15 protein-coding genes, 1 tRNA gene and 1 pseudogene are annotated in these 15,441 nt (G+C 66.1%); 6 read left to right on the top strand and 11 right to left on the bottom strand.

All coding sequences use genetic code 11. From position 1 onward, the window contains the following. Positions 1–44 precede the first annotated feature (44 nt). From QFZ70_RS05415 to QFZ70_RS05395, 5 genes are all read right to left on the bottom strand, one after another. Positions 45–1,265, bottom strand: a complete 1,221-nt coding sequence (locus tag QFZ70_RS05415) for a pyridoxal phosphate-dependent aminotransferase (RefSeq protein WP_307094424.1) — start codon at positions 1,263–1,265, stop codon at positions 45–47. A gap of 173 nt (positions 1,266–1,438) precedes the next feature. Next, positions 1,439–2,401 (bottom strand): ABC transporter substrate-binding protein, encoded by a 963-nt coding sequence (locus QFZ70_RS05410; RefSeq protein WP_307094423.1) that lies wholly within the window; start codon positions 2,399–2,401, stop codon positions 1,439–1,441. After that, a complete protein-coding gene (locus QFZ70_RS05405; protein WP_307094422.1) occupies positions 2,398–3,144 on the bottom strand; it encodes an ABC transporter permease in 747 nt (248 codons plus the stop codon). The genes QFZ70_RS05410 and QFZ70_RS05405 overlap by 4 nt, the downstream gene beginning before the upstream one ends. After that, positions 3,141–3,872, bottom strand: a complete 732-nt coding sequence (locus QFZ70_RS05400) for an ABC transporter permease (protein WP_307094421.1) — start codon at positions 3,870–3,872, stop codon at positions 3,141–3,143. Before QFZ70_RS05400 ends, QFZ70_RS05405 begins: the two co-directional genes overlap by 4 nt. Then, positions 3,872–4,972: an ABC transporter ATP-binding protein gene (locus QFZ70_RS05395; protein ID WP_307094420.1), complete on the bottom strand. Its 1,101-nt coding sequence runs from the start codon at positions 4,970–4,972 to the stop codon at positions 3,872–3,874. Before QFZ70_RS05395 ends, QFZ70_RS05400 begins: the two co-directional genes overlap by 1 nt. A gap of 248 nt (positions 4,973–5,220) precedes the next feature. Here QFZ70_RS05395 and QFZ70_RS05390 point away from each other — a divergent pair, with 248 nt between their 5' ends. Beyond that, on the top strand, positions 5,221–6,234 hold the full coding sequence (locus tag QFZ70_RS05390; RefSeq protein WP_307094419.1) for a pirin family protein: 1,014 nt from the start codon (positions 5,221–5,223) through the stop codon (positions 6,232–6,234). A 4-nt stretch (positions 6,235–6,238) separates the two neighbouring features. Here QFZ70_RS05390 and QFZ70_RS05385 read toward each other — a convergent pair. Both QFZ70_RS05385 and QFZ70_RS05380 read right to left on the bottom strand, forming a co-directional pair. After that, positions 6,239–7,187, bottom strand: a pseudogene (locus QFZ70_RS05385) (N-acetylglucosamine kinase). Between the two features lie 24 nt (positions 7,188–7,211). Next, complete coding sequence (locus QFZ70_RS05380) at positions 7,212–8,222, bottom strand: LysR family transcriptional regulator (RefSeq protein ID WP_307094418.1); 1,011 nt, start codon at positions 8,220–8,222, stop codon at positions 7,212–7,214. Between the two features lie 104 nt (positions 8,223–8,326). On the opposite strand from QFZ70_RS05380, the gene QFZ70_RS05375 reads away from it, so the two are divergent. Beyond that, the gene (locus tag QFZ70_RS05375; RefSeq protein WP_307094417.1) at positions 8,327–9,595 is read left to right on the top strand and encodes an MFS transporter; all 1,269 of its coding nucleotides are present in this window, start codon (positions 8,327–8,329) and stop codon (positions 9,593–9,595) included. Between the two features lie 51 nt (positions 9,596–9,646). Continuing rightward, the gene (locus QFZ70_RS05370; RefSeq protein WP_307094416.1) at positions 9,647–10,150 is read left to right on the top strand and encodes an Lrp/AsnC family transcriptional regulator; all 504 of its coding nucleotides are present in this window, start codon (positions 9,647–9,649) and stop codon (positions 10,148–10,150) included. Between the two features lie 14 nt (positions 10,151–10,164). Here QFZ70_RS05370 and QFZ70_RS05365 read toward each other — a convergent pair whose 3' ends face one another. Further along, positions 10,165–11,406 (bottom strand): MFS transporter, encoded by a 1,242-nt coding sequence (locus tag QFZ70_RS05365; RefSeq protein WP_307094415.1) that lies wholly within the window; start codon positions 11,404–11,406, stop codon positions 10,165–10,167. A 168-nt stretch (positions 11,407–11,574) separates the two neighbouring features. Here QFZ70_RS05365 and QFZ70_RS05360 point away from each other — a divergent pair, with 168 nt between their 5' ends. The 3 genes from QFZ70_RS05360 to corA are packed head-to-tail and all read left to right on the top strand — an operon-like array spanning position 11,575 to position 13,574. Beyond that, the gene (locus QFZ70_RS05360; RefSeq protein WP_307094414.1) at positions 11,575–12,108 is read left to right on the top strand and encodes an Lrp/AsnC family transcriptional regulator; all 534 of its coding nucleotides are present in this window, start codon (positions 11,575–11,577) and stop codon (positions 12,106–12,108) included. 10 nt (positions 12,109–12,118) lie between these two features. Further along, positions 12,119–12,544, top strand: coding sequence for a DUF1761 domain-containing protein (locus QFZ70_RS05355; RefSeq protein WP_307094413.1), 426 nt, complete (start codon positions 12,119–12,121; stop codon positions 12,542–12,544). Positions 12,545–12,578: 34 nt separating this feature from the next. Then, complete coding sequence (gene corA / locus QFZ70_RS05350; RefSeq protein WP_307094412.1) at positions 12,579–13,574, top strand: magnesium/cobalt transporter CorA; 996 nt, start codon at positions 12,579–12,581, stop codon at positions 13,572–13,574. Positions 13,575–13,626: 52 nt separating this feature from the next. On the opposite strand, the gene QFZ70_RS05345 is transcribed toward corA, so the two are convergent. From QFZ70_RS05345 to QFZ70_RS05335, 3 genes are all read right to left on the bottom strand, one after another. Further along, positions 13,627–13,699, bottom strand: a tRNA-Ala gene (locus tag QFZ70_RS05345). A gap of 120 nt (positions 13,700–13,819) precedes the next feature. Then, entirely contained in the window at positions 13,820–14,737 is a 918-nt protein-coding gene (locus QFZ70_RS05340) for a hypothetical protein (RefSeq protein ID WP_373461538.1), read from the bottom strand. 81 nt (positions 14,738–14,818) lie between these two features. Further along, complete coding sequence (locus QFZ70_RS05335; RefSeq protein WP_307094411.1) at positions 14,819–15,439, bottom strand: GNAT family N-acetyltransferase; 621 nt, start codon at positions 15,437–15,439, stop codon at positions 14,819–14,821. Positions 15,440–15,441 lie beyond the last annotated feature (2 nt).

The following is a 15,441-nucleotide window of genomic DNA, read 5'->3' as shown; positions in this document are numbered from 1 at the left end:
CTTTCCGCGAAGGTTCACGGGACCGAATCGCCCGTGTCCACAGGCTAGTTCCCCTGATACCTGCTTAGGAAGTCCCCCATCCGCCCGACTGCCTCTTCGATGTCCTTGACGTTGGGCAGGGTGACCATGCGGAAGTGGTCCGGGCGTACCCAGTTGAAGGCGCGGCCGTGGGAAACCAGGATCTTCTGCTCCCGAAGGAGGTCCAGGACAAACTTCTCGTCGTCCCGGATGTGGTAGACCTCGGGGTCCAGCCGGGGGAAGAGGTAAAGGGCGCCGCGTGCCTGCTGGGTACTGACGCCGGGGATGGCGTTCAACATGTCGTAGGCCTTATTGCGCTGCTCCAGCAGCCGCCCGCCAGGCAGGATCAGGTCGTTAATGCTCTGGTAGCCGCCAAGCGCCGTCTGGATGGCGTGCTGGGCGGGCACATTTGCGCAGAGGCGCATATTCGCCAGGAGGCTGATGCCCTCAAGGTAATCCGCCGCGTCCTTCTTGGGACCGGATATGGCCATCCAGCCGGCGCGGTACCCGCACACGCGGTAGGCCTTGGACAGCCCGCTGAAGGTCAGGCACAGGACGTGGTCGCCGGTGAGCTTGGCAAGATTTACATGGACGGCGTCCTCGTACAGGATCTTCTCGTAGATCTCGTCAGCGAAGATCACCAGCCCGTGCTTTTCGGCGAGGGCCACAATCCTCTTCAGCGTCTTTTCCGGGTAGACGGCGCCGGTGGGGTTGTTCGGGTTGATGACCACGATGCCCTTGGTCCGCGGCGTGATCTTGGCTTCCATGTCCTCAAGGTCGGGCTGCCAGCCGGATTCCTCGTCGCAAAGGTAGTGCACCGGCTTTCCGCTGGCGAGCGCCACGGATGCGGTCCACAGCGGGTAATCGGGCGTGGGGATCAGGACCTCGTCACCGTCGTCGAGCAGGGCCATCAAGGACATGGTGATGAGCTCGCTGACGCCGTTGCCCAGGTAGATATCGTCCACGTGGATGTTCTGGATGCCGCGGGTCTGGTAGTACTGCGAGACGGCGGTCCGGGCGGAGAAGATGCCCCGGGAATCGCTGTAGCCCTGGGCGTGCGGCAGGTGGCGGATCATGTCCACCAGGATGGCGTCCGGCGCTTCGAAGCCAAAAGGGGCCGGATTGCCGATGTTCAGCTTGAGGATCCGGTGGCCCTCCGCCTCCATCTGCTGGGCGGCCTGAAGAATCGGTCCACGGATGTCGTAAAGGACGTTGTTGAGCTTCGTGGACTGCTTGAATTCTGCCATCCATCAAATATGCCACAGTAAGGATGGGCTTCCGTTGAGACGTCAGCCACACCCTGCCCGCGCCGTGCCGGCGACTCACCACCCACGGAATTACGACGGCGGCTGCCGGACAGGGAGGTCAGAGACCCCGCGAAGTCCGGCAGCCGCCGTCGTACTGGTATCAGGACGAAATCCTACTTGACGATGCCCTTGTCCTTGAGCCAGGCATCAGCCGCTTCCTTGGCGCCCTGTTTTTGGCTGCCGCTGACTGCACGGTTGAGGTTGACCAGGTCCTCGGTGGTGAGGATCCTCGAAACCGAGTTGAGCGCTTCCTTTGCCTTGTCCGTCATCTTCGCCTCGTTGTAGAGCGGGATGACCTGCTGGGCGATGAAGTTGTTCTTCGGGTCCTCGAGGACCACCAGGTCGTTGTCGGTGATGGACGGGGTGGTGGTGTAGATGTCCGCCACCTGCACCTGGTCTTCAAGCAGTGCCTTGAGCGTCACCGGGCCGCCGCCGTCGCTGAAGGGCTCCAGCTTCTTGGGCTCGCAGTTGTAGTTGCTCTTCAGGCCGGGCAGCCCGTAGGCGCGCTCAGCGAAGGTGGCCGGGGCTCCCACCACAATCTCGCTGCAGACCTTGGCCAGGTCCTCGATGGACTTTAGCTGGTACTTCTCCGCTGTTGCCTTGGTGACCACCATGGCGTCCTTGTTCTCGGCCTTGGCAGCCTCCAGCACGGCGAGGCCGTCGGGCAGCTTGTCCGGCAGGGCCTTGGCGATCTCGTCCGCCGAGACCTCCTTGGCTTCCTTGTCAACATGCAGCAGGAGGTTGCCGGTGTAGTCCGGAATCACGTCCACCGACCCGTCCTGGACGGCCTTGAAGTAAACCTCGCGGGAGCCGATATTCGGCTTGGTGGTGGCCGTGACGCCAGCTGCATTCAGCGCCCCTGCGTAAAGCTCGGCGATGATCTGGCTCTCGGGGAAGTCCGCGGAACCTATCACCAGGGAGGTAGCTCCCCCGGACGCCGTGCCGCTGGTTGCCGGGGCGTCGCTGAGCGGATCGGACGATCCACCGCAGGCGGACAGCGCCAGGGCCAGGCCGATTCCAGCGGCCACCCCGCCGAATGCCCGCCTGCCAAAGCCTTGTGGTCGGCTTTCTTTCATGACTTACCTCCTTGTGCCACAGTCTCCGCGACAACGGGGTCTGTGAGATCGACCGCAGCCTGCTGACTGCGGTGGGACTGCTTCGAGGCCCCTGTTGTCAGGAACAGCCTCTGGAATAGGGCAAGGACAAGATCGATGCTGATGGCCAGTGCGGCGATCAGCAACGATCCTCCAAGCATCTGCGGGAAGTCGCTGAGGACGAGTCCGTCGAACAGGTACCGGCCCAGGCCGCCCAGGTTGATGTAGGCCACCACGGAGACGGTGGCGATCACCTGCAGCACACCTGTCCGGAAACCGCCGAACATCACCGTCAGGGCGTTGGGCAGTTCGGCCCGGAACAGGACCTGGAGTTCGGTCATCCCCATGGCGCGGGCGGCGTCCACCACGTTGCGGTCCACGCTGGAAATGCCGGCATAGGTTCCGGCCAGGAGGGGCGGCACGGTGAGGATCACCAGCGCCCAGACGGGAGGCATCAGTCCAATTCCGGCCAGCAGGACAAACAGCGTGAGCAGGCCCAGTGTGGGAAGGGCCCGCAAAGCACCGGCGAGCGCCACGATGGCCACCCTGCCCCTGCCGGTGTGGCCGACGTAGAGGCCGACCGGGACGGCAATGGCGGTGGCGATCAGCATCACGAGCCCCGTGTATTGCAGGTGCTCGCCCAGCCTGGCGGGGATGCCGGCGGTCCCGGTCCAGTGCAGCGGGTCGGCCAGCCAGGCGAAGGTGTCGGAGAAGACGTTGCTCATGCGTTTCCACCTCCAGTTTTCGGTGCGGAGAGGCGGCGGGCCGCGGCGACGGGCTCTGCTGCAGTGCCGCCGGCCGGCTGTGGCGCGCGTCCTTGCCCGGCCCGCTCCCACGGAGTGAGCAGCCGCTCGAGCAGGACCAGGATGGCGTCCATCAGCAGCGCGAGGACCAGGATGGCAACGATGCCCACCATGATTTCTGTTACGAAGCCCCGCTGCAGCCCCGAGGTAAAGAGCATGCCCAGGTTTCCCACGCCCAGCAGGGCAGCCACACTGACCAGCGAGATGTTGCTGACCGAAACCACCCGGAGGCCGGCGAAGAGTACGGGAAGGGACAACGGGAGATCCACCCGCAGGAACCGGGCGAACGGCTTGTGCCCCATGGCGACGGCGGCCTGGCTGACGTCTTTGTCCACCGAGTCGAAGGCGTCCAGGGCAGCCCGGACCAGCAGTGCCACCGCGTAGATGGTCAGGGCCACCACCACGTTGAGTGGGTCAAGGATCCTGGTCCCCAGGACGGTGGGCAGGATGATGAACAGTGCCAGCGAAGGAATCGTGTAGAGCAGCGACGACGCCGTGAGCACCACCGAGCGGAGCAGCGGGTGCTGCCGCGCCAGCTGCGCCAACGGAATGGAGATCGCCAGTCCCAGGACCATGGGCACCAGTGCCAGCACCATATGCTGGCCGGCCCGTTCCAGGACCATGCCGCTGTTCGCGAGGAACCACTCCATCAGAGCGCAGCCTGCCTGACCTGGCGCGCCTCTTCGATGAGGGCCAGGACTTCACCGCCCCTGACGACGCCGAGTACCCGGCCCTCGGTGTCAACGGCCACGCCGAGGCCGGACGGTGAGGACAGGGCCGCGTCAAGGGCGCGGCGCAAGCTTTCACCCGGGCGGAAGAGTGATCCGCCGGGAATGAGACCGCCGCCGTTTCCGGGGCCGGTCCAGCCCAACGGACGCCCGTTGGCATCCACCACGAGCTGCCAGCCGGCGGCCGTGGAATGGGAGTCGAAACTGCCGTGGGGACCGCGCACCACCGTCGGAACCTGGTGCACGGTCACGCCGTCGGACGGTGTGAATCCCAGGTGGCGGAACCCGCGGTCCCGCCCAACAAAGGCAGCCACGAAGTCGTTGGCCGGCGCCCGCAGGATCTCCTCCGGCGTGGCGTACTGCGCGAGCTTCCCGCCGGTGGCAAAGACGGCCACCTTATCGCCCAGGGTTGTGGCCTCGTCGATGTCGTGGGTGACGAAAACGATGGTTTTGGCCAGGTCCTTCTGGAGCCGCAGGAGTTCCTGCTGAAGTTCGTCGCGGACTACGGGATCCACGGCGCTGAAGGGTTCATCCATAAGGAGGACAGGTGGATCGGCGGCGAGTGCCCGGGCCACGCCCACGCGCTGCTGCTGGCCGCCGGAGAGCTGTGATGGGTAGCGCTTCCCCAAGGCGGGGGCCAGGCCGACGACGTCGAGCAGTTCCTCGGCGCGTTTCCTTGCGTCGGACCTGGCCACACCGTTCAGCCTAGGCACGGTAGCGATGTTGTCCAGCACCGAGCGGTGAGGCAGGAGTCCGGAAGACTGCATGACGTAACCCATGGAACGCCGCAGCTCCGGGGCGGGGACCGAGGTGACATCCTTGCCCGCCACCGTAATGACACCCGAAGTGGGCTCGACCATGCGGTTGATCATGCGCAGCGAGGTGGTCTTTCCGCAGCCGGAGGGCCCGACAAAGACGGTGATGGAGCCTGGGCTGATGGACATGGTGAGCTGGTCCACGGCCGGCTGTCCGCCCTGGTACTGCTTGGTGACGCTCTGAAACTCGATCATGGCCTGGTCCATGGTGCGGACTTACCTGTTCTGTTGGACGGCTTCGGAAAGCAACGCGAAATTGTCACAGCACGCTGATAGTTACGGTAACCCAAACCGGACGTTGCAACACCTGCAGCGCACCCCAATTCGGGCAAAGGAATCCCTACTGTAACTATTCGGGGCCGGTCCTCTGCCGGATGGGGGGTGTTCTGGCGAACAGCGGGCACGTGGCCGGGCAGGACATACCGCAGGCTGGTCACCCGGCCTAAAGTGGGGAGGTGACCAACTTGGAAGTTTCCCCCCAGCAGGAAGTCTGCCCGCCGGCGAGCCCGGAAGGGAGCTCCGGCCCCTGCCTGCAGCTGTGGCCCGAACGTGAAGTACCGCTGGGCGGGGTGCGCGCCATGAATGTCCAGCGGACGCTGCCCCAGCGCGGGCTTCCGACCATCGGCGCCTGGTGCTTTTTAGACAGTTTTGGCCCGGACCGGACAGCCATGTCCGTGCTTCCGCACCCGCACATCGGGCTCCAGACGGTGACCTGGCCGCTGGCCGGGACTATCCGGCACCGGGACAGCGTGGGCAGTGACGTGGTGGTGAGGCCGGGCGAGCTGAACATCATGACGGCCGGGCACGGCGTTTCCCATTCCGAGTTTACCGTGCTGCCGCCGGAGGGCGGGCTGCCACTGCAGCGCGGCCTCCAGCTGTGGGTAGCGCTTCCGGACGGGCAACGGCACCGGCAGCCGGCTTTTGAACAGCACCGCGACCTTCCTCAAGTTGCCGGCGACGGCTTCACCGCCACCCTCATGGTGGGCGAATTGGGCGGTGTTGCCTCACCGGCCACCATGTATTCACCCATTGTGGGAGCGGTCGTTTCCGTTGAGGGAAGTGCAGTGCTCCCCCTCAACGAGCACTTCGAACACGGCATCCTGGTGCTCGACGGTGGGCTGACGCTGGACGGGCAGGACGTTCCGCCGGGACCGCTGGGCTACCTCGGCACCGGCCGCCGGGAACTCCGGGTCGAGGCGATGCCTGGCACCCGTTTCCTCCTGATCGGCGGCGAGCCGTTCCAAGAGGAGCTCCTGATGTGGTGGAACTTTGTAGGACGCACCCACGATGAAGTCGAGCAGGCCCGTGATGCCTGGGAAGCACAGGCATCACTGCAGGACAGGGACATGGCAACGGCCCGCTACGGTCTGGTCCCGGGGCACGGTCCTGACGCCGGCGCCGAGGCGGGCCGCATCCCTGCTCCGCCGCTGCCCGCAGTGCGGCTCACGCCGCGGAAGCGGGCTGTGTAGCGGCTTAGGCCTGTTCTGCCAGCAGCTGCAGCACGCCGAACACCGGGTCCCGATCCAGGATTCGGACATCCGTCACGCCGGCTTTCGCCAGGTGCCGCCGGAATGCCTCCTGAAGGGGCACGACGTTCATGCCCAAGCCGCTGCCCAGGATGACGGGACCCGGGGATGCCCAGCTGCTGCAGTACCTGCAGCGCCAGCGCGGCTAGGTCCCGGCCTGCATGCTCCAGGAGTTCCTGGCTTGCCAGATGCCCTGCCGCTGCGGCTTCCACCACGTGCCGGGCCTGCTGCGCCCAGAAGCGGCGGCCGGTATCCGGGGAGTGGAACAGCGCAATCAGTTTGTTGGGGTGGTCCACACCGCAGGACTGCAGCAGGGCGGCAGTCAGCTGATCCACCGGAAGGCCCTGGTTCATCCGCCGCAGGCTGTGGCGCACTGCTTCGCGGCCCAGCCAATAACCGCTGCCTTCATCCCCGAGAAGGTAGCCCCAACCGCCCGCCCTGGCCTCGCCGCCGTCGGCATTCCTGCCCCACGCCGCTGATCCCGTGCCGGCGATCACCGCCACGCCTGTGCTGGCATTGCCGGCAGCGAGCAGCAGCCGCGAATCATGGACCACGGTGATCCGGGCGCCGGGAACGTGCGGTTCGATCAGCGCAGCAAGGGCCGCCGCGTCCTCATCCGTATCGATGCCGCCCGACCCTGCGTACACGTGGGACACATCGCCCCCGCCAATCCGGGCGAAAAGGCTGGCCAGGTTGCGGGCTGCCTCATCGCGGGTGACGTTCTGCACGTTCGAACTGCCTGCGGACTCATCCGCTACCGGGGTCCCGTTTTCGAAGCGGACTCCGCGGGTCTTGGTCCCGCCGATATCCAGGCCGATGATCACGCCGCGTGGCAGGTCGGGGGGCGGCGTCAGCGGATGAGCGGGCCGGGCGGAGGGGTTTTCGGTGTTCGTCACGTCACAAGAGTACTGGCCACAGGGTTACCGGACGTCCGTGCCGGGCCAGCCGGCGCCAGCCAGCCGGGACCGCCGCTGCACCAGCCCCGCCAGGAGATCCGGCCCCTCCGCGAGGACCATTTCCCGAAACAACCGGACAGCTGCCGGTTCAATCTCGGCCCTGCGCTGCCGCCAGCTCAGGCCAACATCACGGAAGGCCAGGGCCGAGTCAAGGGGCACTTCCACCCAGCCGAGGTTGCCCGTTTCCGTGCTGACGTTCCGGCCGGGAGCGTCGTCACCCGGCGGCAGGATGCTCACCCCGAGCCCGGCCGAGACAAGGCCCCGGGCAGTGTGCGAATCCTGGCTTTCGAAGGCGATGCGGGGACGGTACCCGGCCTCACGGAACAAGGCATCGGTCAGCGAGCGCAGGCCGTAACCGGGACCGAGCGCCACAAACGGGTCGGAGCGGATATCAGCGACCGAGGCCATTGGACTGCCCGCGAGCGGGTGGGTGTGGTGGACCACCAGGCGCAAGGGTTCCCGGTAGAGCGCGGCGGAGAGCAGGTTGCGGCCTGCCGCGGCAACGGGTGCAGTCAGGGCAAGGTCGGCATCTCCGGCCACCAGCTCGGCCAGGCAGGAGTCCCGAGCTCCCTGGCTCAGCGTAAAAACTGCGCCCGGGTGATGGCTGCGGAAGGCGCTGATGAGGAGCGGGAGCGTGGACTCGCCAAAGGTGTGCTGGAACGAGACGGAGATCCTGCCGCGGACCACATCGGACTCGTTGCGGACCACGTCCAGCCCGGCCTGGAACTCGGTCAGTGCCCTTTCGATATACGGCAACAGGGACCGGGCAGCGGGGGTGAGGCGCACTCCCCTGCCGTCCCTCACCAGGAGTTCGGTGCCGACGACGACGCTGGCCCGTGCCAGTGCCCTGCTCACCGTGGACTGGGGTACTCCGAGGAGTTCGGCGGTTTCGGTGACATGCTCGGTCCGGCCCAGTTCGGCCAGCAGCGGCAGGAGTGGAAGAAGCTGCACCAGCTGTTTGTGGTCGGGCTCCATGCTCCTCCTGGTCCGCCGGTGGCGGGCGATCGTTCCCAATTTGATATGAGTCTGGCACAAAAGATGCATTGGAGGCGTTCCTGTGGCGGCACTACGCTTGCCAGATGCCCCACAGCCTTCCGCATCCAGGCCACCCCACCTCCCCGGCGGGCTGGGAGGGGCACGCGAAAGGCTCGACGGCGTATGGCCGGATCATCGCCGGCCTGGCCTTTGCCGGGGTGGCCACCTTTGCCCAGTTGTATTCCACCCAGGCCGTCCTTCCGATCCTTGCCACAGACCTGCAGATTACGGCCGCAGAGGCGGCGCTCACCATCTCCCTGGCCACCGTGGGGCTGGCGGTCACAGTGATCCCCTGGTCCTTCCTCGCGGACCGGATTGGCAGGGTCAAGGCCATGACGTGGGGAATCTCGGTGGCCACCGTACTGGGCCTGCTGGTTCCCCTGTCCACCAGCTTCGCCATGCTCCTCAGCCTGCGGCTCCTCGAAGGGATGGCCCTCGGCGGGATCCCGGCCATCGCGATCGCGTACCTCAACGAGGAGGTCACCAAGGCCCACGCAGCGGTGGCAGCCGGAAGCTACGTAGCAGGCACCACGCTGGGCGGCCTGGCCGGCCGGCTGGTGGCCGGGCCCGCCGGGGAGCTGTGGGGCTGGCGTGCCGCCGCCCTGGCCGTGTCCATTCTGGCCACCCTCGCCGCGGTCGCTTTCCTGCTGCTGGTGCCGCGGGCCCGGGGATTTACCGCCGTAAAGGCCTCCGGCCTTCGCGGAGCTGCGCGCACCCTGGGCGGCCACTTGCGCAACATCCGGCTGCTGGCCCTCTACATCCAGGCTTTCCTGATGATGGGCGGCTTCGTGGCTGTCTACAACTACCTGGGGTTCCGGCTCTCGGGAGCGCCCTTCAGCCTGCCAACCACGGTCATCAGCCTCATTTTCCTGGCCTACCTGTCCGGGACTTTCACCTCCCGCTGGGCTGCGGGGCTCACCATGCGCTTTGGACGCCGCAACGTGCTGCTCACCGGTCTTGCCCTGTCGACGGCGGGCCTCGCCCTTACCCTGGCGCCCTCGCTGGTGCTGATCCTCGCAGGGCTCGTGGTTTTCACCGGCGGCTTCTTTGCGGCGCACAGCATCGGCGCGGGCTGGACCGGTGCCATCGCCAGCACCGGACGGGCGCAGGCGGCCTCGCTGTACAACCTTGCCTACTATCTGGGGTCAAGTTTGATCGGCTGGGCCGGGGGCCTGCTTTTCCAGGCTTATGGCTGGAATGCCCTGGCCGCCGCCGTCATGGTCCTCGCCTGCCTCACCGCGGTGACTGTCGCCGTCGTCCATCCTGCTGTTTCTCCTGCCGCCCCTCCCAGGGAAGCCGGCGGCGCGGCCTGAACGGGACCGCCTGCGTCTAGGATGAACGCAGGAACTTTTGGAGGAGCCGCCGTGAGCACGAATGCCAGGAACGTCAGGCCGGGAGTGCATCTGGAGCCCCTTGATGCCATCGACGAACGCCTTCTTGCCGCGCTGGTGGAGGATGCAAGGATCTCCAACAAGCAGCTTGCCGAACTGGTGGGCATCGCTCCCTCCACAGCGCTGATGCGGACCCGTGCCCTGACGGAGCGGGGCATCGTGCAGGGTTTCGAGGCGAAGCTCAACCTGTCATCCATCGGCAGGTCCGTGCAGGCCTTGGTCGCAGTCCGGCTGCGCGCGCACGACCGGGACCAGATCGACCGCTTTACCGCACGCGTCCCGCACCTGCCGGCAGTGCTGTCCACTTTCCATACCTCGGGCTCCGTGGATTACCTGCTGCACATCGCCGTTGCCACTACCGAGGATTTGCGGGACTGGGTGCTGGACAACCTGGCTACCGATCCGGTGGTGGGCCATACGGAAACCACGCTGGTGTTCGAACACATCCAGGGCAACCACGGGCCGCTCCCGGAGTAGCCGCAACTGCTGGCTTAAGCCCGGGTGCGCACTGCGCGGCGGAGCGTGACCGCAGCCATAACAAGCGCGGCCGAGCCACAGAGCAGCACGAATCCGGCCACGGAAGCCACCAGGCCGAACACGCCCGCGGCCCAGCCGAGCCCCAGGACCGGGACCGCGCTGCCGAGGTAGGTGATGACGTACATTGCGCTGATGGTTTGCGCCTGGCGGGCGGGCTCCACCCGGGCGGCCACGTCATTGAACACAGTGCGGAAAGCGAGGCCCTGTCCCACGCCGGCGGCAAGACTGGCTGCCACCAGCAACACAGGACTGTTCCATGCCCCTGCACCGCCGAGCAGGAGAACCGAAGCGCCGAGGACCGCCAGCCCGCCCGGGACAACGTAACGGCCGCGCAGGGTCACCAGCTGGGTCAGCGCAGACGCCCCAAGGGTGAGGCCAGCCAGCACACCGATCACCGGCCGGCTCTCCACACCCAGGATCTGGGCGAAGTAGCCGGGAGCCAGCGAGAGGCAGAAACCAAAGACCGCGAAGCTGAGGAAGCCGACGCCGGAGGCTAGCCAGAACGCGCCCCTCGCCTCCCGCGTCACGGAAGGCCGGCGCGGTGCCAGCAGGTGCAGCGGCCTGGGGCCTGCCGGCGGCCGGATGGCAGGGCGGGCACGCAGGAGGTACAGCGGGACCAGCAGCGCTGCGAGGACTGCAGCATGAATGTAGTACGGCGCCGATGTGGCCCCGGGAAGCAGGGACAGGAACCCGCCGATGACCGGACCTGAGGCCACTCCCCCGGCAGAAGCCAGCAGCGTGAAGCGCGAGGCCCACTCCGGGCGTGAGGGCAGCAGTTCCCGCAGGGCGGCGGCACTGGCGCCGGTGGCAAGGGCAACGGCAATTCCCTGCAGCGCCCGGCCCGCGCACAGCCCGGCAAGGTTCTGCGCCTCGGCAAAGAGCCAGCCGCCCGCCAAACCGGCAACAACGGCCAGGATCAGGGCAGCCCTGCGCCCGATGTGGTCTGACCAGTGCCCTGCCACCATCAGCGTGGCCACTAGAGCCAGCACGTAGCTGGTAAACGCCGCAGTGACGTCCAGCGACGACAGTCCGAGTTCCGCCTGCAGGAGCGGGTACAGGGGCGTGGCGAGGTTGGCGCCCACCAGGAGCGTAAAAATGACGGCACCGGCCAGCACCAAACGTGCAGTCACGGACGCATCCCAGCCGGTCGTGGTGGCTGGAGCCGGACGCATGCGGAGTTCGCTGAAGACCGTCATTGTGCCGCCTTTGCTGCTGCCGCGGCAGGTGGTCCTTGTGGGAGCCCGCCGCGGGTGGACATGTGATAGCTCTAGGATGCAGCATTTCTGCCCGTTCGAGCGGAATGTGGTGCCACAATTGAGCAGGATCATCAAATACTCAATGCTGCAGTGACGGAGAGTGACCATTTGAACAATCTGGACCCCACCGACCTGAAGATCCTCCTGGAGCTCATCCGGGACCCGAGGATCCAGATCGGTGAGCTCAGCGATGCACTCGGGGTTGCCCGGAACACGGCGCAGTCACGGGTGCGGCGCCTGCTCCGGGCCGGGGTCCTGCGGTCCGGCGGCCGCGAGGTGGACCTCGATGCCGTGGGATTTGACGTGGTGGCATTCGTGACTATCGAGGTTTCGCACCGTGAGCTGGACGGGGTGGTGGGTGCGCTACGGCTGATCCCGCAGGTCCTTGAAGTGCATGAGATCTCCGGGCGGGGCGACGTCTGGTGCCGGGTGGTGGCTACCGATACCCACAACCTCCAGGCGGCCCTGCGGCAGGTCCTGAGGATCAAGGGCGTGATCCGCACCGAAACGGTCCTGGCGCTGCACACGCACATCCCCTACAGGACCGAGCCCCTGATCAGCGGCCTGGCCAAAGCTGCCGGGGCCAGCCAACACGCCTTGGCCAAAGCACCACCGACCGCCGGGGCTGGGACGGACAGCTAGGATTTTCAGAATGGATTGGCTCTCGTACGTTACACAGATCAACTGGCTCGCCGTGCTGCTTGCCTTCATCGCCTCCATGGCCATCGGCTTTGTCTGGTACATGCCGGCCGTCCTGGGGAACAGGTGGATGGCGGCCATCGGCAAGACCGAGGACGATCTCAAGAACATGAGCGGCGGAGCCGGAGTCTGGGTCCCCATGGTGGTGGCGGCGGCCCTGACGGCGATCCTGCTGGCTGTCCTGATCAGCAAGCTCGGGCTGGACAATGCCCTGGCAGGGGGCTGGTTTGCCCTCCTTGTGGGGCTGGTCTTCCGCGCCGGCGGCCACGTGATACACAACGGCTTCGCGGGCCGGCCTGCCGCTGTCACCCTGATCGATTCCGGCCACGACCTGCTGGCCATGACCGTTTCGGGCGCCATCATCGGGGCGATGTCCTGATGCCGCGCACCACCTTGGCGAAGGACAGCAGGCCATGACCATCATTGATAACGCCGTTTACGTTGACGGCGTGCGCCACACCGAGCCCGAAAACCTGGAACAGACGTTCGAGACCCTGGCGCACCACGGCGGGATGGCCTGGATCGGCCTCTACCGCCCCACTGCCGAGGAAATGGCGGCGGTGGCCACGGAGTTCGGACTGCACGCCCTGGCCGTGGAAGACGCCATCTCCGCGCACCAGCGTCCCAAGCTTGAGCGCTACGAAGACAACCTGTTCACCGTCCTTCGGCCTGCCCGGTACCTGGACGCCACGGAGACCGTGGAGTTCGGCGAACTCCATATCTTCACCGGCAAAAACTTCGTGGTTACTGTGCGGCATGCCGAGACGGCCGGCGTGGCACGGGTGCGGCAGCGGCTCGAAAGCAGGCCGGACCTTTTGCGGCACGGGCCCGAGGCCGTCCTTTACGCCCTGCTGGACCGGGTGGTGGATGACTACGGGCCGGTGGTGGCCGGGCTTGAAAACGACATCGATGAGATCGAAGACCAGCTCTTCAGCGGCGATACCACCGTGTCCCGCCGCATCTACGAACTCGCCCGCGAGGTGATCCAGTTCCAGCGGGCCATCCACCCCCTGCCGGACATGCTGCACCAGCTCGAGCGTGGTTTTGAAAAGTACGATGTCGAAAGCAACCTCCGTCACAACCTTCGTGATGTGGAAGACCACGTGGAGCGGGTGATCTCCAGGGCGGACTCCTTCCGCGACCTGCTGCAGAACGCACTGACACTGGACGGTACCCTCACCGCCAACCGGCAGAACGAGGCCAGCGCCGAACAGAACGAACAGGTGAAAAAGATTTCCTCCTGGGCTGCGATTTTCTTCGCGCCATCCTTCGTGGCCGGCGTCTACGGCATGAACTTCGACCAGATGCCGGAGCTCCACTGGGACCTGGGCTACCCGATGGCTATCGGCCTGATGGCCGCGACAGCTGGCCTTATGTACGCCATCTTCAAGAAGAAGGGCTGGCTGTAGGAAAAAGGCAGCCGGCCACGAGGGCGGCACCTACTTGGCCGGGAGAAATTTGTGGAGCTAAGGGGATTCGAACCCCTGACCTCTTCGATGCGAACGAAGCGCTCTACCAACTGAGCTATAACCCCGGGAACCAGCCGCTTTCCTTCAGGTGCGGCACCGGTGAACCTAGGCTACAAATTTTCCTGACCCAATGCCAAACCGGCGCCGCAAAGGCGGGTCGAGCAACTGGGGCCGGGACCGAAAACTCATGCCCGGCGGCGCTGCAATACGTCGTCGAGATTGCTCAGCGCGCTCTGGGCCTTGCTGAGCTGCTGGGCATCCGGAGCCGCTGTGGCGGGAACAGCGGTGGCGCCCTGCTTGAGGGACGGCTTGCCGGTTGCCTTCGGGGCCTCAGGCAGCTCGAGCGGCTCAGGCGCGGGCCGCTCCGCCTTGGCCGCCTCGACATAAACCGGCTTGGGCACCTCCACAGGATCCCAGGTGCTGCTCGGTGCAGCCTGGACTGCACTGGTGTCACCGGCGGCGACGGCGACGGCAAGTGCCGCCTCGCGCAGTTCCACTGCTGTCAAGGGCTTGATCTTCGGCTTGTCGGCCTCGGCGTCAAAGAGCGGGCTCTCCGCGCGCACGGGCGCGGCTTCGGGCTTGGGCGGGACGGGGGCAGCTGCGGGCTGCGGAGCAGGTGCGCTCATCGCCGAGCGGAAAGCAGCGTTCACTTTGGCCTTGCGGTCCCGGACAGCCAGCCAGCGAAGAAGGGCCACCGACCCCACTGTCAAGGCCGCGCAGGCGAGGGGAAGGGCTGGGGCGCCCAGCCCAAATGCCAGCAGTACCGCAGAGACGAACGCGGTCAGCAGGAAGACAAGTCCCACCAGGGCAAGAGCCGTCCGGCCATATCGGATCCGGAACTGGCCCGTCGGCGCAGCGGGGGCGGTGGCCGTAGCGGATCCGGCGCTCTTCCTGGTGTCCATGGCTTTCTCCTGCTGGGCGGCGACCTTCAGAACCAGCCCTGCTCGCGGGTCCGGTATTTCATCGGCGGGGACGTCTGCCAGGAAGTCGCCGGCGGCTTGGAACTGGTGCCGGCGGTTCCGGAGGACGTAGGGGGCAACCCATACAATCCAGAGCACAACGGCAACCACAAGGATCACTGAGCTGCTAAGGGGGAAGTCCACACTCAAAACCGTATGAGCATCACGTCGGCTGCAGCCGCATTAGCACCGGTGTGTCGTGGCGCGGCTGACAAATCAATGGATTTATGACGGCCGGGAGGCAAGCCAGCGGTGCAACAGCCCCTCTGGAACTTCATCGGATGTCAAGGCAAAGGACCGGTGGTCTGCCCATTCGCCGTTGATGTGCAGGTAGCGCGGCCGGTATCCCTCATCCCGGAAACCTAGCTTCTCCACCACCCGCAGGCTTGGCCCGTTCTCGGGCCGGATGTTGATTTCCATCCTGTGCAGCCCCAGGGTCCGGAAGCAGTGGTCGGTCACCAGTGCCACAGCGGTGGGCGCTATCCCCCGCCCCGCCCGCGACTGGTCCACCCAGTACCCGAGAGTCGCCATCATGGCCGATCCCCACACGATCGACGAAACAGTCAACTGGCCCACGATCGCAGGGTTCCTGCTGGCAGGAAAACGTTCCGTAATCACAAACGGAAGGGCCGTTGCCTGTGCCGCTTGCGCGTTCAGGGAACGGACCATTTGCCGGTAATCAGGGAGGCCTCCGGCCGGGTCCGGGTTGGAAGCTTCCCATGGCGCCAGCCATTGGCTGTTGCGGGCCCGCACTTCTGTCCACTCTTTTTTGTCCCGGTACCTGATGGGCCTCAGGACCAGGTCTCCGCACTCCAAAGTCACGGGCCAGATGGGGCCGGGGCGCACAG

Origin of the sequence: Arthrobacter sp. V1I9 (assembly GCF_030817075.1) — a bacterium.
Taxonomy (GTDB): Bacteria; Actinomycetota; Actinomycetes; order Actinomycetales; family Micrococcaceae; genus Arthrobacter.
Note: the sequence above shows the minus strand (reverse complement) of the source record. Positions and strands in the feature narration are given on the sequence as shown.